General features: G+C 48.3%; 19 protein-coding genes. 2 read left to right on the plus strand and 17 right to left on the minus strand.

The window, feature by feature from the left end:
- Positions 1 to 15 precede the first annotated feature (15 nt).
- Complete coding sequence (locus B5M13_RS31275; RefSeq protein WP_080059396.1) at positions 16 to 1,035, minus strand: AraC family transcriptional regulator; 1,020 nt, start codon at positions 1,033 to 1,035, stop codon at positions 16 to 18.
- Between the two features lie 118 nt (positions 1,036 to 1,153).
- On the opposite strand from B5M13_RS31275, the gene B5M13_RS31280 reads away from it, so the two are divergent.
- Positions 1,154 to 1,642 carry a nuclear transport factor 2 family protein gene (locus B5M13_RS31280; RefSeq protein ID WP_245859597.1) on the plus strand — a complete coding sequence of 163 codons (489 nt, stop codon included), beginning with the start codon at positions 1,154 to 1,156 and terminating at the stop codon, positions 1,640 to 1,642.
- 57 nt (positions 1,643 to 1,699) lie between these two features.
- Here B5M13_RS31280 and B5M13_RS31285 read toward each other — a convergent pair whose 3' ends face one another.
- From B5M13_RS31285 to B5M13_RS31305, 5 genes are all read right to left on the minus strand, one after another.
- Positions 1,700 to 2,275, minus strand: a complete 576-nt coding sequence (locus B5M13_RS31285) for a ribonuclease HII (protein WP_080059397.1) — start codon at positions 2,273 to 2,275, stop codon at positions 1,700 to 1,702.
- A gap of 53 nt (positions 2,276 to 2,328) precedes the next feature.
- Entirely contained in the window at positions 2,329 to 3,300 is a 972-nt protein-coding gene (locus B5M13_RS31290) for an Ig-like domain-containing protein (protein ID WP_080059398.1), read from the minus strand.
- Positions 3,301 to 3,908: 608 nt separating this feature from the next.
- A complete protein-coding gene (locus B5M13_RS31295; RefSeq protein ID WP_080059399.1) occupies positions 3,909 to 4,955 on the minus strand; it encodes an adenylate/guanylate cyclase domain-containing protein in 1,047 nt (348 codons plus the stop codon).
- A complete protein-coding gene (locus B5M13_RS31300; protein ID WP_080059400.1) occupies positions 4,952 to 5,332 on the minus strand; it encodes a response regulator in 381 nt (126 codons plus the stop codon). Before B5M13_RS31300 ends, B5M13_RS31295 begins: the two co-directional genes overlap by 4 nt.
- 120 nt (positions 5,333 to 5,452) lie before the next feature.
- Complete coding sequence (locus B5M13_RS31305; protein WP_080059401.1) at positions 5,453 to 6,508, minus strand: alpha/beta hydrolase family protein; 1,056 nt, start codon at positions 6,506 to 6,508, stop codon at positions 5,453 to 5,455.
- Positions 6,509 to 6,766: 258 nt separating this feature from the next.
- Between B5M13_RS31305 and B5M13_RS31310 the strand changes: the two genes are divergently transcribed.
- Positions 6,767 to 7,588 carry a response regulator transcription factor gene (locus B5M13_RS31310; RefSeq protein WP_080059402.1) on the plus strand — a complete coding sequence of 274 codons (822 nt, stop codon included), beginning with the start codon at positions 6,767 to 6,769 and terminating at the stop codon, positions 7,586 to 7,588.
- 13 nt (positions 7,589 to 7,601) lie between these two features.
- On the opposite strand, the gene B5M13_RS31315 is transcribed toward B5M13_RS31310, so the two are convergent.
- From B5M13_RS31315 to B5M13_RS31365, 11 genes are all read right to left on the minus strand, one after another.
- Positions 7,602 to 8,084, minus strand: a complete 483-nt coding sequence (locus B5M13_RS31315) for a response regulator (protein WP_080059403.1) — start codon at positions 8,082 to 8,084, stop codon at positions 7,602 to 7,604.
- A 124-nt stretch (positions 8,085 to 8,208) separates the two neighbouring features.
- Positions 8,209 to 8,472 carry a hypothetical protein gene (locus B5M13_RS31320; RefSeq protein ID WP_080059404.1) on the minus strand — a complete coding sequence of 88 codons (264 nt, stop codon included), beginning with the start codon at positions 8,470 to 8,472 and terminating at the stop codon, positions 8,209 to 8,211.
- A gap of 160 nt (positions 8,473 to 8,632) precedes the next feature.
- The gene (locus B5M13_RS31325; protein WP_080059405.1) at positions 8,633 to 9,085 is read right to left on the minus strand and encodes a hypothetical protein; all 453 of its coding nucleotides are present in this window, start codon (positions 9,083 to 9,085) and stop codon (positions 8,633 to 8,635) included.
- A gap of 139 nt (positions 9,086 to 9,224) precedes the next feature.
- The gene (locus tag B5M13_RS31330) at positions 9,225 to 11,219 is read right to left on the minus strand and encodes a S9 family peptidase (RefSeq protein WP_080059406.1); all 1,995 of its coding nucleotides are present in this window, start codon (positions 11,217 to 11,219) and stop codon (positions 9,225 to 9,227) included.
- 36 nt (positions 11,220 to 11,255) lie between these two features.
- The gene (locus B5M13_RS31335) at positions 11,256 to 12,536 is read right to left on the minus strand and encodes an aminotransferase class V-fold PLP-dependent enzyme (RefSeq protein WP_080059407.1); all 1,281 of its coding nucleotides are present in this window, start codon (positions 12,534 to 12,536) and stop codon (positions 11,256 to 11,258) included.
- 86 nt (positions 12,537 to 12,622) lie between these two features.
- Entirely contained in the window at positions 12,623 to 14,011 is a 1,389-nt protein-coding gene (locus B5M13_RS31340) for a M28 family metallopeptidase (RefSeq protein ID WP_080059408.1), read from the minus strand.
- Between the two features lie 73 nt (positions 14,012 to 14,084).
- Positions 14,085 to 14,618, minus strand: a complete 534-nt coding sequence (locus B5M13_RS31345; protein ID WP_080059409.1) for a hypothetical protein — start codon at positions 14,616 to 14,618, stop codon at positions 14,085 to 14,087.
- A 186-nt stretch (positions 14,619 to 14,804) separates the two neighbouring features.
- The gene (locus tag B5M13_RS31350) at positions 14,805 to 15,812 is read right to left on the minus strand and encodes a glycosyl hydrolase (protein WP_080059410.1); all 1,008 of its coding nucleotides are present in this window, start codon (positions 15,810 to 15,812) and stop codon (positions 14,805 to 14,807) included.
- Positions 15,813 to 15,940: 128 nt separating this feature from the next.
- Entirely contained in the window at positions 15,941 to 17,974 is a 2,034-nt protein-coding gene (locus B5M13_RS31355) for a plastocyanin/azurin family copper-binding protein (RefSeq protein ID WP_080059411.1), read from the minus strand.
- Between the two features lie 34 nt (positions 17,975 to 18,008).
- Complete coding sequence (locus B5M13_RS31360) at positions 18,009 to 18,350, minus strand: tRNA-binding protein (protein ID WP_080059412.1); 342 nt, start codon at positions 18,348 to 18,350, stop codon at positions 18,009 to 18,011.
- A 106-nt stretch (positions 18,351 to 18,456) separates the two neighbouring features.
- A complete protein-coding gene (locus tag B5M13_RS31365) occupies positions 18,457 to 20,163 on the minus strand; it encodes a PA14 domain-containing protein (RefSeq protein ID WP_080059413.1) in 1,707 nt (568 codons plus the stop codon).
- Positions 20,164 to 20,311 lie beyond the last annotated feature (148 nt).

Consider the following 20,311-nt stretch of genomic DNA (forward strand, 5'->3'; position numbering starts at 1 on the left):
TGGCTGGGACGCACATTATCCATTCACACTCCTTTTCTGATAGTTTACGGGTGTTGTTCCGGTCCAGCGACGGAAGGCCCGATTAAATGCACTCAACTCATTGTAGCCCAGTATATACGATATTTCTTTAGTAGGGTACTGCCCAGAAGTCAGATAGTGGATGGCCAATGACTTGCGGATGGAATCGGTGAGCTGCTGATACGTTACCCCTTCCTGCTGCAATCGACGCTGTAAACTTCGGCTGCTGACGTTCAGGTTCGCGGCAATGGCCTCGAGCGTAGGTATACCCAAATAAGCATTCGCCAGCAGGAAGTTGGTAATCCGTTCGGATAAGCCGCGTGCCTGCTGAAAGGCATCATTCAGCGTAGTCGCTTTCCGTAAAAATACAGTCTGTAATTCATAGTCGGCGGTCAGGATTGGCTCATCCCAATACCCACGCTCGAATGATAAGGCATAGTCAGCGCTATTGACCAGATGCCGACATCGGAAAACACGTTCGTACTCGGCCTGATTGGTTTCGGTAAACTTGCTCTTTACCGAAACCGGTTGAACTTTCTTAAGCACTAGGCCATCCACTTCATGGAGCGTAAACGCCATGAAAAAATCCATCATCTGGTGAATCACGTCTGGCATATTGGCCAGGTAGGTCGCATTGGGCGTCAGTCGGATGTCGAATGTTCGATCTGTATGGATTATGGCCATGTCAACAACATCCGTAATCAGATGGATAAATGCAATGGCATAGGTAAGACCTTCACCCACTGTTTGGCTATGTCGGATGAGTTCACCCACAACACCTAAGGCTGCAATCTGTAGGGATTCGCCAAAATGGAGCCCAAACAGCGCATCGTTGCTTAAGCGAGTGGCGTTGCGCCAAAGTGAAGCTACTTGTTCTGGATGAAGTGAGTCGCTTTCGGTTCGCGTCAACTGATCCAGTTCTAAACCAGAACGGGCACAGAGTTCTTCGGGCGATACGTTTTTCTGAACGGCGTAGGCCAGCAAATTGAGTACGAGCTGTTTCTGATAGTCTTGCATGCTGTAAAAGTAGCGAACGATTCAGTGCCAATTTTTCAATGGCGCGAAGTGGTAATGGGTTGGCGGATGAAGGTAAACCCTGAGGTTTAGGCACCCGGTACCTTTGTCAAAAAACGCCATGAAAGCACTTGTCATTACCCTTATGCTCATCATGAGCCAGTTCAAAACCCAACAGGCAGTCAGCACAAAACACCCTAACGCAAACACTATGGAAACGCAATCAATTCAGGTTGTTCAGGAATTTCTTACGGCCGTCCAACAAGGTAACCAGGCGAAACTAGCGGCTATTATTCACCCCAATATTCAGTGGAACCAGCCAGGTACTAACCGCTTTTCGGGTACAAAAAAATCAAGTGCTGAAGTCTTTCAGATGGTCGGAGGTATGTTTCAGGCAACGGATAATAGCCTGGCACTAACGGATATAAAAACGTTGACTGCAAATGGTAATAGTGTGGCCTGTCTGATTCACTGGAAAGCCGTTCAGCCCAATGGCGGTGTTCTGGATGTAGATAATATCGACGTGTACACCGTTGAAAACGGAAAAATCGTTCAGGCTACCGTGTACTCAGCCGACATTGCCCAGGAAGATAATTTCTGGCTCAAGTAATATAATCACCAAGAGAAGCGTGTCATTATTACCGTTGTGGTACGCTTCTCTTGGTGATTATATTAGCCGAAAACTCATTCGGTGGTGTTTGGTGGGGCCGAATTGCCGGATGGCTTCGCGGTGCATAGGGGTAGGATAGCCTACATTTTTAGCCCATCCGTAGGCAGGAAATTCGATACCCAGTTTTTCCATCAAATCGTCCCGGTAGGTTTTTGCCAGAACCGAAGCAGCCGCAATCGACAGAAAATGGGCATCTCCTTTGATCAGGCACGTGTGCGGGATCAGGGGATATGGTACAAATCGATTGCCGTCGACCAAGAGATGTTCCGGACGGATTTTCAGGGCATCAATAGCGCGGTGCATGGCTAAAAAGCTCGCTTTCAGGATGTTGATCTGGTCAATATCTTGGGGCGAGACTTCCGCAATGGCCCAGGCCAGTGCATCCCGCTCAATATCCAAACGCAGGGCTTCGCGTTGGGAGCGAGACAGTTGTTTCGAATCGTTCAGGATGGGATGCGTGTATTCTTTGGGCAGAATAACCGCAGCCGCCACAACCGGCCCGGCCAGACAGCCTCGGCCCACCTCATCTAACCCTGCTTCAAGGGCATTGGCGTTATAGTAAGAGCGTAACAAGCGTATCAGTTAATATAACCAATCGTAAAAATAATCGATTCCCTGAATACGGCTTATCGATAGCGAATAACAATGACCTGAAGCGGAAGGCAACCTGATCCGGCACAACTACAGTCGGCATTGAAGTGAATGGTTACGACTTTTTGAAGCGTTGTTGTGGCTGGCTTGCTGAACCCATAGTAAATGTCGTTGGCGAGTAGCAGGCTATCGGTAGAGGTAATGACCAGTTCGAGCTGGTCGAACGTCTGAGTTACCGGGAAGCTCAATTCCTGCAACCCATTGGATAAGAGCTGGATATCCGACAGGTTCGTAAATGTTTTTGTATCCCGAATGGTAGGCGCAGGGTCGGTACTCAAATACGTATTGATGGTGTAGGTTGGGAAAGCGGTGGTCGATGTTAGCGTTGGGTTGCTGATCATAAATCCGGCCAGATCGCCCGGTTTTCCCATTCCGCTGAGGTTGGCTTTCAGGGTTGTTTCGCCTAAAAGTACGGTCTGCTCGAGGTGAGCGAAATCGAACAGGTTGGTTGAGGTAATATTGTTACGGTTTACAATCGGGCAAAAGGTAGCCAGCGGCATGGGTTCACAAGCCAGATTATTACTGACGGTGAGCCCGGCAGTCGTTAAAAATCGCTGTGTCGTTGTATCGGTAAGGGTTGATGCCGCCGAGATCGTAAACGTAGCCGTCCCCGAAGCTGCGGTTGTTCGCTGAAAACGAAGAGTTCCATCGACATTGATACTCGCTTTTCCGGTAGTAGGCTGGTTGACAATTGCAAGCGTCGTTGGGTCAATCTGCCCTGAGCCAACCGCTGAGAAAGACGATAATACGCTGAAATTCTGTACACACGAAGTAAGCGTAAAACCCAGGCTGTCGGTTGAAGAAGCTGGTACTTGAAGAAACCGTGTTGTGGATGCTTTAGCATGACCAACTATCCACATGGTTAATATACAGAGTAGTGCTGAGGCAATAGCCTTACTGAACATACCTGAGTAAGTAGGCAAAAAGAATAATTTATTCCGTTCCATACCGCATGGATATACATTTTACAAGTTAGTGAGCAGACAGAATAGGGCTAATGGAGCGGATATAGAGAACCTGTACCTAATCGAAAGGTTCTGGGATACTGTAGTAGGTATATAGACACAAAAGCCGTTGACGCCAAGCTCATATCTGCCTGAAATCAACGGCTCGTTGCGAATCAGATGTGAGTTTAAAAAACTCCAGTTACATTTATGGAATATGTCTTTATCGCGAATTTTTACCCAGGCAAGCTGGGCTAGCATGCGCACATAACCTATATGGAACTGAGTTGGCTAAAGCTATGAAATCGACTACAAACCAGTAGAGACTCAGTGGCTAAAGAAACGCTTTTGAAGGCTCCTATTTGCTGGTCAATAGCTTTATTTACAACTATTATGCCATCTGGTTTTTAAATTATTTAGCAAGGCTAAAAAAGTATTAAAATAACGATTTATCCTACATAATTATCTGCATGTCAGCAATTTACATGGACTAAAAAATATACTTGCTAAATCCGATCGTTTGAAGGATTTTATACATTTAGCATACTTTTTGTTTCCTGTATTGATAGTCTAGTTTAGTATATTGAAGTTCTATGGGCGATATAGTAACATTAGCCCAAAACATTGTAAATAACTACTGGCTCTGCCTTATTTTTCAAACTTACTTCACCAATTCGCTCGCAGGAAAACGATTCAGCGATCTGCTGCTGGGCCGACTCGACAATGACGATTTGCCCCGGTCGGGCAACTGACTGGAGCCGCTGAGCCGTGTTGACAGCATCACCGATCACTGTATAATCTAACCGGCGGAGAGTGGTCGAACCAATGTTACCGGATACCATTTCGCCACTGTTGATCCCGATCGATACTTCAGGATGGTAGCCCGGATGACTTAATAAATTTTCTTCAATCTTGGCGATTTGGGTCCGTACGGCCAGGGCCGCTTCAATAGCCCGGTCGAGATGGTACTCGCCCCGGAAAACAGCCATTATTGCATCGCCCATAAATTTATCGACAAGACCGCCCTGCGCGATAATTTCCTTGACCATCACGTCGAAATAGCGATTCACCATTTTCACAACGGTGTCGGGCGATTCGCGTTCCGAAATAGCTGTAAAACCACAGATATCGATAAATAAAACGGTCGCCACCACGGTCTCACTGGCCGACAGCGCCGTCTCGAATTCGGGGCGGTTCATAAACGTCAGCACCGATTCGTCGACATACATTCGTAGGATATTGTTTTCCTTGATAGCCTGGAGTGTTTGCCGGATCTGGGCTACATACTCCATGGTTTTCTGCATGGTCACTTCCAGGTCTTCAAAATTGACGGGCTTGGTCACAAAATCGAAGGCACCCCGGTTCATAGCCGTTCGAATGTTATCCATATCGCCATAAGCCGACACGATGACGGCCTTCAGCATGGGATTGGTTTCGTGGAGCTTGACGAGTAGTGTGAGCCCATCCATACCCGGCATGTTGATGTCGGTCAGAACCATATCTGTATCGGGTTCCTGAGCCAGCGTTTGCAGGGCTTCTACACCGTCGTGGGCGAATATAAACTCATATTGTTTTTCCCGGATCTGCCGTCGAAATTTCTGTTTTATGAGTAACTCAAGATCAGTTTCGTCGTCAACTACTAATATTTTAGCCTTCATGCCAACTCACGAAGTTTTTGTTTCAGAAGTGCGAAATCAAGAGGTTTTGTGAGAAAGTCATTGGCCCCCAGCGAAAGGGCTTCCTCTTGCGAATTGGGGTCGCCATAGGCTGTGATCATCATCACAACGGGGGGAGGAGGAGTATTGAAATCTTGCCGAATATGCCGTAAGAGTTCGAAACCACTCATGCCCGGCATATTGATGTCGGATAAGATCAGTATAACTTCCGACGAGTGTCCATTCAGATAGCTTAACGCTTCTTCGCCAGAGTTTGCAAAATCCAGTTCGAATTCGTGATTACGGATTTCGCGCCGGAATCGCTGTTCAAAAAGATCTTTTACATCAACCTCGTCATCAACAACTAAAATTTTCATCATTATCTAGGGGTTAGCCAAAGATACGCATTTTGCCGCTTACGGCTCCACTTAAACTAAGTTTCAGCAAGGCGGGTTATTCGGCAATATCCACACACTTATCCACAATCTGTGACCAACACCTTATTTCGAAGGGCTTGGTGGGGTTAAGTGACGGGCCAGAAAACGGTAAATTTCCTCACGCGATTCGCGGGCTAGTTTCGTGTCGAGCCGATTGAAGCTGTGACCACCGGGTGCATCCTGATAAATTTTATAGTCGAATTTTTTCTCATGCGCTTTTAGCGCATTAATCAACGATTCTACTTCCAGTACGTTTACGTCTTCGTCGTTGGTATTGGTATGAATCAGTAAGGGCGTCTTTAGCTTTTGTGCATTCCAGACAGGCGACCGACGACGGTACTCGGCTACATTGTCGGATGGGTCTTTACCGATATGGGTCGCGGCCGAAAAAATAGCCCGGTAGTTGGCAGGCTTATACCCCAAACGCGCAATAATGTCGGTGACAGGCACCCCGGCATAGGCAACTTTATAATCGTCGGGATGGTCAAAAATATTCATCAGGGTGATCATGCCACCGTGACTCCAGCCTATAATACCGATACGGTCGGGATCTACCTGGGGCATATTTTCGGTAGCCCAGCGTTTACCCGCCAGTACATCGTCATTTTCGTAATCGCCGTAATCAATCTGGTTGTAGAATGCACCGCCATACCCGATGCTACCCCTATATTCGGGTGCAATAATCAGATAGCCCTGATCGAGCAATTCGCGTACGATGTGCACATAAAGCGTACTAAAATCACCATGAACCCCGTCATGTACAAAGACCACTAACGGTAGTTTCTTGGCAGAAGCAAACTTCTTGGGCGCAAAGGTGTAGGCCGGAATAATGACCGGGTTATTGGCTCCCTGACCTGTTGGATTACGTACCACATGGGGAGGTTTGCTGGTATATCGAATCTTATCAATGATTGCCATATCGCCGAGCTTCTGATACCAGAGCAAATCGTCAATGCTTTTCGTGAGGCTCTGGTCGGAAAAACGGGTATTTTCTTCGAGCATACGAACGCGCTCAGACAAATCGGTGGCGGATGAGTTGGTCAGACTAGTTGGGGATGTCTGTGCCAGCGCGGCAAAATGGATGAGAAATAAAACGATTACGGTAAAGAGGTTGTACATAAATAAGTTGATCAAGTGACTGCTGATTTTGCTAGTAAGTTATTGATTACCATTCACAAAACAACTGGTCCATGAAGCCGGATCAGGCTAAATTTTCGATCTTTTTCAGACCAGATCACTGGTCGTCGGACCATTGCCTCACTATTTGAATATAAACGATTCTTCATGTTAGGCCGAAACAACTTTCATTGGTAAGCGAGGTTATGTTTTTGACTTCCTTTCTATTTGACTATTTGGCTTTGCCAGTAACGATTTATTATGAGTGTAATCAAACCTGCCCTATTGTATCCTGAGCGCATTATTTACCTTGCTGGCGCTAATAATTATAGCTGGATTTGTTTTCAGGATGGAGAGAAAAAGCTGCTTGCCAAACCAATCAGTTACCTGGAAGATAAACTGCCCAATTTTATACGGGTACACAAAACAGCGTTAATAAACCCTGCTTTTGTCCAGAGTTTGCAGGAGCCTCCGCACCGGAAAATGTCGGGCAAAGTACAGTTGAATAGTGGCGATGTATTTCCGGTTAGCCGTCGTCGGTGGCAACAGGTTGTTGATGCGTTACAGAGCCGCACAACCGCGTTGGCTACTACCGAACTTATCCAGCAGCCTACACTGGCAACGACCGAGTCGCCTACGATTGCTTCGGCACCAGCACAGCGGGTGCAATCTATTCTGCTGATTTCGCAGGACAAGGAAATGGTGACGTCGGTAGAGCACGTTGTTCAGAAGAAGTGGCCCGGTTACTTATGCCAAACCAGTGCCAACAGTGTTATACTGCCCGATATCTTGGGCCAGCTGCCCGTAAATGAGCATCCTGCCTTATTACTGCTCGATGCCCGAACCATTACCCTGGAGCGGTTGAATACCCTTCAACGGTTGAAGAATAATAAATTGCTTGGGCGAATTCCGGTGATACTGTTAACCTCGGCAACCGATCAGGCTATTGTGAACGGCTACCAGTATAAGGCAAACTCAGTGGTGGCCATACCACCCGGTACGGGTTTCATCGACGCTATTTTTGAACGAGTATTGCAATATTGGCTACGTATTGTTACACTGCCGAGTATGGCGATCAATTAATGCCTGCCGCCTGTCAGACTGAAAACTGAACAGGCGGTAGCGTAACGGTTTCCCACCAGTATGAGCGTAGAGCCATAAAGTACCGAAGCCAGCCCCGCGAATCGGCTGGTTTGACGAGGTAGGAAGCTATGCCGCGCTGGTATGCTTCTTCAACGTCTGTACGCTGACTGGATGAACTAAGAATCACTACAGGTATACGATTACAGGCAGCCGGTAAGGTTTTTATCTGCCGGAGTAAATTCCAGCCATCTTCGCGAGTAGGTAAAAACAAATCCTGTAAGATCAATTTAGGCAATTCCCATTCCTGTGTACTCCACTCCCGAAGCAAGTGGAGCGCCTGCTCAGACTGGTTCACATAAACCAGCGTAACTTCGGGTAGGCATTGCTGCATGGCTCTGGCAATCACACCACCCTGATCAGCACTGTTTTCAATGATCAATAACTTAGGCTCCTTAAAATTTGAGCGAATTTGTTCGTAAAACGTTGTAGGCAACATAGACGTTGAGCAATACAAAATAAAAGAGGAGAGGGTCTGGTATAATTCAGAATACGATTCAGGAACCTGAAAAGTGGAATCAGGCTACTGAATCTAACGGGTTTATGACTATCGACTGGGGCAACTAGGTAGTATCGCGTCGTGGTGTACCCGTCCGATTGGGTGCTGTGCGGTTTCGTCGATTCGTGCCACTGCTTCCTGGTAACGACGTACCCGAATCAGATTGCATCGTTGATGGCTGACGACGGTTATTCGTATTGTTCATCGAGCCGCTCGTCGTTGAGTCTCGGTTTTGGCGACTATTCTGACTTTGGGGCGTTGTTTGCGCCTGACTATCCAGACTGGCTAATCCAACCAGCAAGGATGCAATAACTACTGCCTTTTTCATACGAAGTTGGATTTATTGAAAATTAGACATAGTTCTCCCTAACCCAACACGTATCAAACCGAAAGGCTAACTGAATTTCCTGAAATAGTGAGGAAATGGGGCGTAACTAAAAAAGCCGGTGAAAATTCACCGGCTTTTTTAGTTACTCAATACGCAATGATTATTTCCGATAGATTACCTGTACCTTGCCAACAGCAGTTCCGAGGGTATAGTTGACAGGCGCGGTAGCAGTCAGTTCTTCAATATTCTTAGTCTTCGAATAGGTGTACGTATCCTGTCCACCTGCGTCGTAGGTCAGCGTAAGCGTATTATTGTCCAAAGCCCAGGTTCCGGTAGCATCATCAACTACTGCCGAACGATAGTTTTCATTGAACGTATTGTCAGAAAAAATATCGATGGTTGACCCGTACGATTCAAAGTAATAGAGATCGATAGCGGCTCCATTTACATTTGATGTTGCTGATGTTGGAAAACCACTTAATACCCCTCTGTTTAATTCCCAGCGCCCTACAACAGGTGAGGCAGGTGCGGGGTCGCTTTTACTACAGGAAACAAGGCCCGCAAAGGACACCACCAGGAGGAGTACATACAGGTGATAAACGTAACGCTTCATAATCAGTTGATTTTTAGGGATTCTGAGTTAAAACAGAACAAGGAACTGTAAACTACAAAAAAAACGAATAATGCAACACTAAATGGTACGCAAGTTACCGACTTTTTGATGCACGGTTCTCTGTATAGGTTAACGGAAATTAAAGGTTTTTGGGTTTTAAATACTTATCGAACCACTGTAAATACCGATCAACCCGATCTTTCTGATAACTGGGAACTGTGATGCCGTGAAACTGGCCGGGATAAATAATGAGCTGCGTTGGAATGCCCAGCGAGCGGAGTGCCTGAAACATTTGCTCACTACCAGCTGCGGGTACGTTAAAATCCTTCTCTCCGGCCATAAACAGCGTTGGGGTTTTGATCCGATCAGCTTTTAGGAATGGATACGACAGCTTCAGCCATTTTTCGGGGTTTTTCCAGGGAGCGCCCAGTTCGTTTTCGTATTGATTGGTGTATTGGTCGATCCCGTACATGCTCAGTTGCAGCGAACTTCCGGCACCGCTGGCGGCTGCTTTGAACCGGGTGTCGGTAGCAATTGTATAGTTGGTTAGAATACCACCGTAACTCCAGCCGCCAATACCTAACCGGTCGGGATCGGCAATGCCTTTTTCAACCAGGTAATCTGCCGCGCCCAGAATATCCTGCACTTCTTTATTGCCCCAGTCGGCATAGATGGCTTTGGTGAAGTCGATTCCACGGCCGTTACTTCCCCGATAATTAACGGCAACCACGGCATAGCCACCGGCAGCCAGAAGCTGACGGGTCAGGTCAAATGAAAATTCATCCTGCGATACGGGGCCTCCGTGAATGTAGAAGATGGTTGGTAGCTTTTTTCCGGCAGGCGTGTTAGCGGGTCGATACAGTACGTTCGATACCTGCATACCGTCTTTGCTTTTCGAGGTAAACCCTTCTACCGTTGCCAGTTCGAGCGGCTCCAGAAAAGCATCATGTACATGAGTAAGCCGACGGGTATTGCCCGATTCGATGGCGTATACTTCACCGGGTACTTGCGGTTCGTTGACGAGTGCTACCCAGTTTCCGGCGATGCTGGCACTGAGGTTGCTGAATACGCGGTTGCCACTGGTTACTTTACTGAATTTACCATCGAGTGTGTACTGACCAATATAGGCCTGGCGGTCGTCCTGCACGATGACACCAATACTTTGGCCATCCTTGGCCCAGACGGGCGTTCGTACCGGACGGTCCAGCGATTTGGACAATAAGGTAGGTTCACCACCATCGCGGCCGATAACGCACAGAATCGGCTGATCGTACATGATGAAATTGCTCGACGAAGTAGAGCGCAAATAGGCGATGCGTTTGCCATCGGGGCTCCAGGCGGGATTATTATCCGAGCCTGTCCAGGTCGTCAGTTGTTTCATCTGGGCACCTTTCTGAGCCGCTATGACGTAAATGTCGGTATTCTCGTTCCGATCGGGGTCTTCGGTTCGATTGCTGACGAACGCCAAGTATTGCCCATCCGGCGACCATACGGGTGAGGTTTCATCATAGGCGCCCTTAGTCAGCGTATCCAGCTTTTTGGTGGCCAGATCGAATACGTACAAATGAACCGGGCTGCGTTCCAGATACCCTTTGATGTCGGCCTTGAAGTGGTAACGATCCAGTACATAAGGCTTCCGAACTTTGGTTTTGGCCGAGTCAGCATAATCGGGGTCGCGCAGTACAAAGGCGATCTTTTTACCATCCGGCGACCACTCGTAATCTTCCAGATCGGTTTTCAGATCGGTTAATTTTTTCGCTTCGCCACCGCGCCGATCCATCAGCCAGATCTGCGCTTTGGTAGCACCCTGCCGGGCCGATACAAACGAAAGGTATTTTCCGTCGGGGCTGAACCGGGCCCTTGATTCCCCGTCGGGACTGTTGGTAAGCTGAACCGTTTCTTTACTATCCCAACTAACCATCCACAAGTCCGAGTTGCGCTTGTCTTTCGTTGTGTCGACGGTAGATAGCCCATAGCTGATCCACTTGCCATCGGGCGACACCTGTGGATCGCTGACGGTTTGTAGTCGGTACATATCTTTGGGCGAAATCGGACGTTTTTTGCCCGGAGTTTGCGCTGAGCCTGCCAAACTTAGCAGACAGAGTGAGCCAATAAGAAGCGAATAGGTTGTCATAGTCGAAACGATAATCGGTTAATAAGAAGAAGGAAGTTAGGCCGCCAGTTCTTTCAGAGCTTTTACAAAGGTATCCAACTCGGCAGTGGTGGTATAAACATGGGGAGTCACCCGAATGCCGCGCACGCTGGCTGCCGGACTATCGATGGCAACCGTGAAAATTTTGTATTTACTGAACAGGGTTTTAGCCAGATCAGCAGGAGCAATTTTTTCCAGGCCGACGTTGGCAATGGCACAGGAGCGGGCTGGGTCTTCGGGGGTGTTCAAAACAATTCCCGGATGATGGCGAATCTGATCGGTCCAGTAGCGTTGCAGGTAACGTAACCGGGCTTCTTTCCGCTCAATACCAATGCTTTGGTGAAACTGAATGGCGTCCTGAATGGCTAGATCGGTAGCTACTGGGTGGGTTCCGGTATGATTCAGTTTTCGAATGTCGTCGTCGGCAAAATTGCTATCGGCAAAGAGCGGCCAGATGCCTTTGATTTTTTCTTTACGGACGTACAGCATCCCGGCGCCGAGTGGAGTGCCCAGCCATTTATGCAGGCTACTGGCATAATAGTCGCAACCGCCCAGATCGCCGATTTTAAAGCTCAATTGCGCGAACGCATGGGCTCCATCGACCATCACCTCTACACCATGTCGATGGGCCATTTCCGTAATTTTTCGAATGGGCAGAATATGTCCGGTAATGTTCACCATATGGCAAACCATCAACAACCGGGTTTTGGGCGTGATGGCTTTTTCGTAGGCGCTGACGATCTCGTCATCCGATTTTGGGTGGGCCGGAACCAAGATCATCCGGTTAACGATGCCATGCCGACGTGCCTGAAGCTTGAACATATCGAGCATTGCGCCATAATCCTGCTGGGCCATGACCACTTCGTCACCCGCTTTCCAGGTCAATCCGGCAATCACCGTATCCAGCGATTCGGTTGTATTGCGCGTAATAATCAACTCGTCAGGGGAGCAGCCTAACAAATTGGCCAGTTGCGTTTGCGACGCCCGTTTATCGTCGAACTGGCGCGTCCGCATATAATATGATGAAACCGAATTAATCTGCTGAATATGTTTTAGATAACTGTCGAGAACGGGCTGAGCCGCCAGCGAATAGTATCCGTTTTCGAGCTGAATGAACTCCTTCGTAACGGGATAAGCCGCTCGAATCGTTGCCCAGAAACTGTCATCTATTGCCAGTGTTTCCGGAGCTACGTGAGCTGAGCTTGCCAAGGTTTCGCCTAGTGCTGCCCATTCGCCAGCTAGTATGGTTGTAGCCCCGGCAAGGGATTTTAGAAACTGACGCTTGGAGAGAGTAGGCATGACGGTAGGGCGGGTTTATTAAGGAGTACTTCGGTAATTCGGTATGACCCCAACAGGGACATACTAAAAGAGGTAGTCTAACCTTTTTACCGCAGATTCGGGACCGGTATTACAGGCAGACTTTCGTTACCATCTTCGCTCACGGCCTGCACCGCGAAATAATAGTTATCCTTCGAGAAGGGGAGCGTCATGCCGAGTTTGGTGGTGAAGAATTTCTTCTGCCAGAACGGCCAGTACGTTTCCCGCATCAGCACATAATACCCTTTTACTTTGCCCGCTTGCGGAGCCTGCCAATAGAGTACGGTAGCATTAGTCAGGTTGCGAACATCAACCGTTACCTTTTGGGGGACAGCGGGTGCTTTGGCCAGATTCGCCAGCGTTGCCAGGTTAACCGCTGTGTTTTTACGCAGGTACTCAAAATCCATAAATTTCTGATAATCACCGTATTCAACCCCATTTTCGGTGCGCAAATCCTGATGCTGATGCTCGTAGTTCTCGTTCATTTCGGTAATTCGAACAGCCGCAAAACCGCGTTGAACATAGGGCGTATGGTCGCCACCACGCAGGTACCGATCATTCCGGTAAACCATGACCACTTCCAGATTTTCGACGTAGCGTTCGCCAATTTCTTTCAGGTAACGGGCCAGGGTACGCGCCTTTCCGTCGTTTTCGTTGCCAAACCGCTGAATTTGTCCGATGCGGCCTGTTGTATCTTTCAGCAGACTCGATGGTAACCCTTCGCTAAACACACGCAATCGGGTATTGTCGATGATGCGGGTATCGCTGCTGTTATTGCTACCCATAATATCGTTGTTTAGCACAGCTTCTACATTCCAGTTTTCTTTAACTGCACGTTCGGAGAGGTGTTCAGCGCCCAGCAAGCCCTGTTCTTCGCCGGTCAGGGTGACGAAGATGACCGTAGCCGGAAAGGATGATTTGCTCATAACCCGGCACAATTCAATAACGGCAGCCGTTCCAGACCCATCGTCATTGGCGCCCGGTGCGTCCGATTCACGGTTCATGACGTTGGTAACACGGCTGTCCATGTGCCCCTGAACAATAAAAATCCGGTTGTCGTTGGGGTCGGTACCTTTGAGGGTTGCCATCACATTCCCCATATTGGCGGGTTTGTCGACCCGGCGACCGTCGGGCTGGAGCGTCCACGTATCGAGGGTGGCGGTCAGGCGCCCGTTCGACTGTTTGGCGTATTGGTTGAATTTGCCCAGAATCCATTGCCGGGCAGCACCGAGTCCTTTTTTGCTAACCTGAGCGGAAGCATCGGTCGGTACACTGAGTGTATGACGGGTACCAAAGCTGACCAGACCGTTGATATGTGCCCGTAAACTGTCGGCCGAAATTTGGGCTACCAGATCAGCGATTTGCTGATCACGGTTAATGATGGCAGTTTGAGCATTGACAAATGGGGAGAAAAAAAACGTGAGAAGGAGGAAGGACGCTAAGGTAGTCGTGCGCATGAGTTTGTTTGATGATTGGACTAGCTAAACTAACAAAAAAGCGCCATCCTCGGAAATAAAAGGGGATTACTGCTTAAAATGACCAGGCCACCCCTGCACCCATAGCGTGCATACCTGTCAGCGGTACCGGAGTGGCCGAAAAGCCAAGCCGGGGCTGACGAAGAAGCGCATTATAACGGGTCACCGCTTTATTGATTTGCCCGTTACCCACAATCGTGAAGGTGAGCGTTGCAACGATAGAGCCGCCATAAACGGTCCAGTACGTACCATTACTTTTGTTGCTGCTCAAAATGATATACGCCAGCGGGACCAATGCCGTCAAACGCCCCAATGTCGTTAACGTTCGAAACGCCTTAAACCGATGACTCACCTCCGGGTCGTTCAGTTCGTAGAAGGGTATTTCCAGCGAATAAGGCGACGACAGCTTTTTACCTCCATAAAAATAAACACTTCCCAGCGAGGAAGAGCCATAAGCTCGTTCGATGGGGAGCAGGTGGGCAGGAATGGGAACTGTACGATAATGAGAGGTATCGTCGTCGCGTCGACTTTGGGCTTGAGCCGAAAAGGAAAGAATACTGAGCAAGATGAGCCAAAAAACGTTTCGCATACGGATAGAACGAAAAACAACACGATTTAGGGGTTAAAAGCCTAAAAAACAATGACGCCCTGATAAGGAGCGTCATGGAATAGTAAAGTGTATTCCTAGTTGATAGTATCCATGATTAACTCTTATTTAAAACCGATTTGAATTATAGCAAGGGATTCTGTTGAAAGGAGGATTTGCTAGTGCTAACTAGGGATTCTGTTGAATAAATTTTTTATAAACGCCCAAAATAGGTTTCTGATTAACCAGCGAATATTTTTCTTTCCAGGCCCCTAATCCATAAACAGCTTCTCCGGGATTATAGTAAGCCGATTGTTTATTAGCAAAAGCAGGCTCATCAAAGAGTTCGTAAATGAATAATGCATCAACATATTTATTCCGACGGATAAATCGGAGATTTCTAAGAAACCAAGCATTATCCGTTGATTTTAATGAGTAAGTTGAACCGTTCCTGATATTAAATTCTGTAATCCATATCCGTTTTGCAAAACGCTGATATAAATGATTGGTAACATCCCCAAAAGATCCGCCAGCATTTTGAAGATCGGCCATGTCTGAATACCAATGGCAACCGATTATATCATAATTGACTTTGTATTTTTTTAATAAATCAAGGAAACCCCAGTGAATCCACGCATGGTTAATGATTAATTTTGCGAATTTATCTTCCTGCTTTATTCCATCACAAACGCCTTTAAAGTAGGCCATTACATAAATAGCCTTGGTTGTGTCGAAGTCCGCAACAGTGATGCCATGCCTTTGGGGTATAATTAAGTTATTGTCTTCCTCATTACCGATTTCATAATAATCGAAATATAATTTATAAGTCTTTGAAAAATTCTTACCGTATTCTAGGCCATTTTTATAGGCAGCGTCTGAAGAATTAGTTTTGTATACAGATTTATTGAAGACTAATATGGGTAACAGTTTTATAGTAGCCTTTTTCGCTTTTTGTATGATTTCTTTCAAGAGATCTGAATTCACTACATATCCCAACGAGTCGACCGGAAGATCTATTCTGTAAAATTTACTGTTTATACTTTTTAAAATTTTTAACTGTAAATCTATATTATTTGAGTAAGCTTCCTGAGTTAATGGATGTCCACATACCCCATATTTAAAAGTTCCTCTGGTCGCTTGCGCTGAAGTAACTAAATGAATTAAAACTAGACCTGTTCCTAATAGTAGCTTAAGCATGTACGTAAATAGTATTGGTTTATAGTTAATTCAGAGCAGGATTAGACATAGAAAATCTTTCTATAGAACCGTTTTAAAGAAAAATATTGGTTCTATAGAAAGATTAACGAATTCATGAGGGCAGTGTTTTACTTCACTACTTTCAGCGTTCCCTGCATCACGGAGTAGTGGCCAGGGAACGAACAAACGAACTGGTAGTCGCCCGCTTCGGAGGGAGCCAGGAAGTAGATGGTTTCGGAGGTTTCGGGCTGGAGGATGTTGGTGTGATACAGTACGTTGGGCGAGTTCGGCACGTAGTTCATTTTCGGGCCGTTCAGGTTGAGTCGAAGGGCCGCTTCGCCTACGGCGTTGGCCGCACCGGGTTTGGTAATCACGCAGTTGTGCAGCATGTCGTCGTTGTTGTTGAACACGAGTTTGATGCGGCTACCAGCTTTCACTTCCAGCTTATCAACATCGAATTTCAGGCCCGGTTTGGTGCCGATGGTCAGGGTCTGGTCGGGGCCATTTGTCCAGTCGGCGGGCATGGCTACGGTACGTTTGGCGTTTACTGCTTTTACGTTTTTAGCAGCTGTGGTAGCGGCTTTTTTCTCCGTTGCCATCATCTCGGCATGTTCGTGTTTGGCCATAGCAACCGCACGAGCAGGCAAGTTCAGCTTTTCGCCCGGTGCAATAGCATTGAGTGTGTAATAGCCAACCGAATGCAGCAGGGGCGCATTGGTCGATGCCGAACGAACACCTTCGGCCTTCACTTCGTGGATATACCCTTCGCGCAACACAGTATCGGCTACAATACGGGCACTGAGTCCGTCGGGAGCCACGACAACGCCACGAATAGGAACAGGTCGGGCATCCTCAATCGGACTGCCATAAGTGCGGTGGTAGCGGTAGGTGAAGCTATTGAGGCTATAACTTTCGGGATTCTCAGCCGTTTTACGGTCGACAGGTAATGTGAAGGCTACTTCGAAGCCATCGGGTTTCGACGTAATGGTTTTGATCTCAAACGGAACTTTACCCGTCCAGACCAGACGCTGAACGCCATAAGGCTCTTTTCCGGTAGCGGCCCATCCCCGGCTGGTCATACCCACAAACAGGGAACCATCCTGCCCCCAGGTTGTGCGAAGAATGCCCGACGAAAAGCCCTCCCGGAACGGAAAACAGGCTCCCTGCCACTCGTCCCCCACTTTTTCCATCGCCACCCGCATGATTTTACTGTGCCCCTGATCGCCCACAAACAACTGACCTTCGAAGGGACCAAACGCGCCTTTGGTAGTGTCCTGCCGGAAATCGGAGGTTGAAATGCCCATCAGCGTATGTGGAAACCAGACCGACGGTACTTTCAGGTTTTTAACGGTTTTTGCTACTTCAAACATAGGCTTACCCGTGCTGGGTACATCGTCGGGTTTTAAGGCCAGGGGAGAACCCGGTTCGCTGCTCCACCGAAGTCCGGCAGGGTTACCGGCAAATGAACCTTTTTCCAGATGCGTCATCCGGCCCGATCCAACCCAGTCGCCCTGGTTTTCGGTGTAGAAAATGCTGCCATCAGTCAACACACCAAATCCGGCTGGTGAACGGAGACCGGTGGCCCAGGGAGTCATTTCAACCTGACCGGAGGGTGTTTCGCGCAATTTCAGCATCCAGCCGCGCCATTTCGCCAGACTGGCACCGTAGCCGATCCAGTCGAGGTTGAGGGTGATGATCATGTCGCCATCGGGCAGTAGAACCGGGCCGTAGCTGTACTCGTGGTAGTTGCCCGAAAGGGGCCATTTATAAAATGAGCTATACTCATCCGCCACGTCGTCGCCGTCTTTGTCGACCAGCTTGGTTACTTCGCCCCGTTGGGTACAGAGGAAATACCCTTTAGGATGCCACATCAGGCCCAGTGGCTCGTGCAGTCCCGACGCGAACTTCTTGTAGGTTGGAACACGGCTACCCTGCATATAGGGATTGCTGATGATCCAGACATCGCCCCGACGCGTACAGGCTGCCAGCCGCCCATCGGGTAGCGGAGCCAGTCCACCGATTTCAAGCTTAATGTCTTCAGGAATAGGTAAAGTGATAATCCGGTAATAATCCTCTTCGCTCGCCGGACGTTGAGCAAAAGTGAAAGAGTGAAAGAGTGAAAGAGTGCATAAGAGCGTAACTAAGCTCGCCAACTTCCTCATTCTACATGGTACATTATTCATTTTACATTAATTTTTAAGCAATTCGTAATCCGTTCTGGGTTGGGCGTTCGGTCTGGAGCAGGGTTACGGTGCCATCCTCGGCCACGGCCCCTAAGACCAGACATTCGCTCATAAACGTGGCAATCTGTTTGGGTGGAAAATTGACGACCGCGACTACCTGTTTTCCAATCAATTCGTCGGCCTGATAGAGCTTCGTTAATTGAGCTGAGGTTCGTTTTACACCGAAGTCCCCAAAGTCGAGCGTTAATTTATAAGCAGGTTTGCGGGCCTGTGGGAAAGCTTCAACAGCCACGACGGTAGCCGTCCGGATTTCCACTTTCTCGAAGTCCTGCCAGGTTAAATCCTTAGTACTCATCGTTTAATGATCTCCGTGCATCTCCGTTTAACTTCGTGTTTCTCTAGGCTATAATTTGTCATTCCACAGAGAAACACAGTGTTAACATGGAGATGGATAGAGATTTTTAGAATACAATAGAATACTGCACTGAACCTCCGCCGTTTTTCATGTCTACAGGCAGTAGCAGCTCTTGCTTTCCGTTGCTCTGACGTGTTTTGACTTTGGCTTTTGGATCGATACGAATGTAATAGCTCCGGTCGTTGACGGCGTACAGGCCTTTACCAACTTCTTCGACCGATGACGCAGCCGCAATCCGGCAATAAGGCGTTCCGGTTGGTGAACCCGTCAGGGTTAACGTCCGAACCAGAGCATCACCTTCCGAACGAATCGCATCGGTAACGGTGGCTCCGGCCAGCCTATACTGGAGGGTAGGTTTGCCCTGCTTGTCGATGGTAAGCCCTTTATACTGTAAGGTATTTTCGCTGACGCTATCGGGCCAGGCAGCCGATTCGTTGTCTAATACCATTACGGGTGTTTGACCCGGCAGAAGAACAACGGCTCCCAGCGGACTCAGCAGTTGAGGTTCGCCCCGTTCGTACCACATTTCGGTAGTGTTGGCAAAATCACCCTTCCAGACCTGCAACAGCGCCATCTGGTTCAGATCGACGGTGTAATGGATACCCGTTGGTGAACCGACCGACATGCTGTGCGTGCGTTTGGTTTTCTCTCCCGGCATCTGGACAAACGACCGAATTCGCTGCACCTGATTCATTGGATCGCTATAATCGGGGTTTACGCTGATAACAGCTATCGCATCGGGCTCAGGTAGAGACGACTGCGCATGAAGGGGTTGCGGCCGCGTACCCGCCTGCGACACGTACAATCCTAAACCCGGCCGGAACCAGGAACGAGAGAAATAGATCTTAACATCATGTGGTCCGGCCGTCAGCGAAACCTTACCCGGATTAGGCATACCTAGTTCAAGGTGATTGATGGGGATAACTTCCTTGCCGTCGATCCAGAGAGCGGCCAAACCGCCCTGATTGAGATCGAACTGATAATCGCCCGTTTGTAACGCATTCAGTTTACCGGTAAAAAAGATACTGTACTGGCGCGACTGACCATACGACACTTCATACGTCAGTTGGCTGGTGGTGTCCTGTTTGAGCACTTTCCGACGCATGGCATCCTGTGGGTCCTGAATATAACCGCCTTCGACAATGGTATAGCTCAGCGGACCGCTCCACTGGGCAACTATGCGGGGCGACATTACCCGATAACCCACCTTGCGAAGCGCCAGTGTCCCTTTCCGGGTCATCACTGTCAACGGACCTAATTTCCCATTGGCCAGCGTTTGGCTTTCGCGGAGGGTTACGCCGTTCAAGGCTAGTTTCTCCAGCGATGAAAAGCCTTTCGGCCCCTTTGTTTTGTACCATACATCGACCGTTTGCCACAGGCCGGGCGCTTTTAGGAGTCGCGAGTATTCGCGTGAATCGGCAAAGCTGATTTGCTGACCAGTTGGTAGTGTCAAAACAGCATCCGCACCAGCAGAGAGCAGGACTTCGAAGCGTAACCGAAAATCATCGGTGGGTGTCAGTAGCGTGAGCGGCTCGTTTGAGCCTACCAGTACATTGCTCCCGGATTGGGTGCGTATCGACGAGGCATCGGCTGTTGGCGATACAGACCCAACGAGTTGCCAGCTATTGGGTCGGGCGAGTTGAGCAAGCGACAAGGGCGGCAGATCGCTCTGGGCCTGAAGATTTTTCGACAGCAAACAGCCGATAAATGCTAAAGCTGTTTGACGGACGACGAATAAAAAGAGTTTATGCATACTTGGGCAAAAGACAGTAAGGCATCGATTGTACCCATCAAAATTACGCAAAGTCGACCGTTTATTGATGACGTTACCTGAATGCGACTGTTTTTGAGTCAAAATTCTCGTTACATTTGATTAGTTGCCTGACAGTCAACCCATATCC

The organism is Spirosoma aerolatum (assembly GCF_002056795.1).
GTDB classification, from domain to species: Bacteria; Bacteroidota; Bacteroidia; order Cytophagales; family Spirosomataceae; genus Spirosoma; species Spirosoma aerolatum.

Excerpts from the sequence above, each read along its gene's own strand:
- B5M13_RS31275 (WP_080059396.1), bottom strand. The coding sequence starts at position 1,035 with ATGCAAGACTATCAGAAACAGCTCGTACTCAATTTGCTGGCCTACGCC.
- B5M13_RS31280 (WP_245859597.1), top strand. The coding sequence starts at position 1,154 with ATGAAAGCACTTGTCATTACCCTTATGCTCATCATGAGCCAGTTCAAA.
- B5M13_RS31290 (WP_080059398.1), bottom strand. The coding sequence starts at position 3,300 with ATGGAACGGAATAAATTATTCTTTTTGCCTACTTACTCAGGTATGTTC.
- B5M13_RS31295 (WP_080059399.1), bottom strand. The coding sequence starts at position 4,955 with ATGAAGGCTAAAATATTAGTAGTTGACGACGAAACTGATCTTGAGTTA.
- B5M13_RS31300 (WP_080059400.1), bottom strand. The coding sequence starts at position 5,332 with ATGATGAAAATTTTAGTTGTTGATGACGAGGTTGATGTAAAAGATCTT.
- B5M13_RS31305 (WP_080059401.1), bottom strand. The coding sequence starts at position 6,508 with ATGTACAACCTCTTTACCGTAATCGTTTTATTTCTCATCCATTTTGCC.
- B5M13_RS31310 (WP_080059402.1), top strand. The coding sequence starts at position 6,767 with ATGAGTGTAATCAAACCTGCCCTATTGTATCCTGAGCGCATTATTTAC.
- B5M13_RS31315 (WP_080059403.1), bottom strand. The coding sequence starts at position 8,084 with ATGTTGCCTACAACGTTTTACGAACAAATTCGCTCAAATTTTAAGGAG.
- B5M13_RS31320 (WP_080059404.1), bottom strand. The coding sequence starts at position 8,472 with ATGAAAAAGGCAGTAGTTATTGCATCCTTGCTGGTTGGATTAGCCAGT.
- B5M13_RS31325 (WP_080059405.1), bottom strand. The coding sequence starts at position 9,085 with ATGAAGCGTTACGTTTATCACCTGTATGTACTCCTCCTGGTGGTGTCC.
- B5M13_RS31330 (WP_080059406.1), bottom strand. The coding sequence starts at position 11,219 with ATGACAACCTATTCGCTTCTTATTGGCTCACTCTGTCTGCTAAGTTTG.
- B5M13_RS31335 (WP_080059407.1), bottom strand. The coding sequence starts at position 12,536 with ATGCCTACTCTCTCCAAGCGTCAGTTTCTAAAATCCCTTGCCGGGGCT.
- B5M13_RS31340 (WP_080059408.1), bottom strand. The coding sequence starts at position 14,011 with ATGCGCACGACTACCTTAGCGTCCTTCCTCCTTCTCACGTTTTTTTTC.
- B5M13_RS31345 (WP_080059409.1), bottom strand. The coding sequence starts at position 14,618 with ATGCGAAACGTTTTTTGGCTCATCTTGCTCAGTATTCTTTCCTTTTCG.
- B5M13_RS31350 (WP_080059410.1), bottom strand. The coding sequence starts at position 15,812 with ATGCTTAAGCTACTATTAGGAACAGGTCTAGTTTTAATTCATTTAGTT.
- B5M13_RS31355 (WP_080059411.1), bottom strand. The coding sequence starts at position 17,974 with ATGAGGAAGTTGGCGAGCTTAGTTACGCTCTTATGCACTCTTTCACTC.
- B5M13_RS31360 (WP_080059412.1), bottom strand. The coding sequence starts at position 18,350 with ATGAGTACTAAGGATTTAACCTGGCAGGACTTCGAGAAAGTGGAAATC.
- B5M13_RS31365 (WP_080059413.1), bottom strand. The coding sequence starts at position 20,163 with ATGCATAAACTCTTTTTATTCGTCGTCCGTCAAACAGCTTTAGCATTT.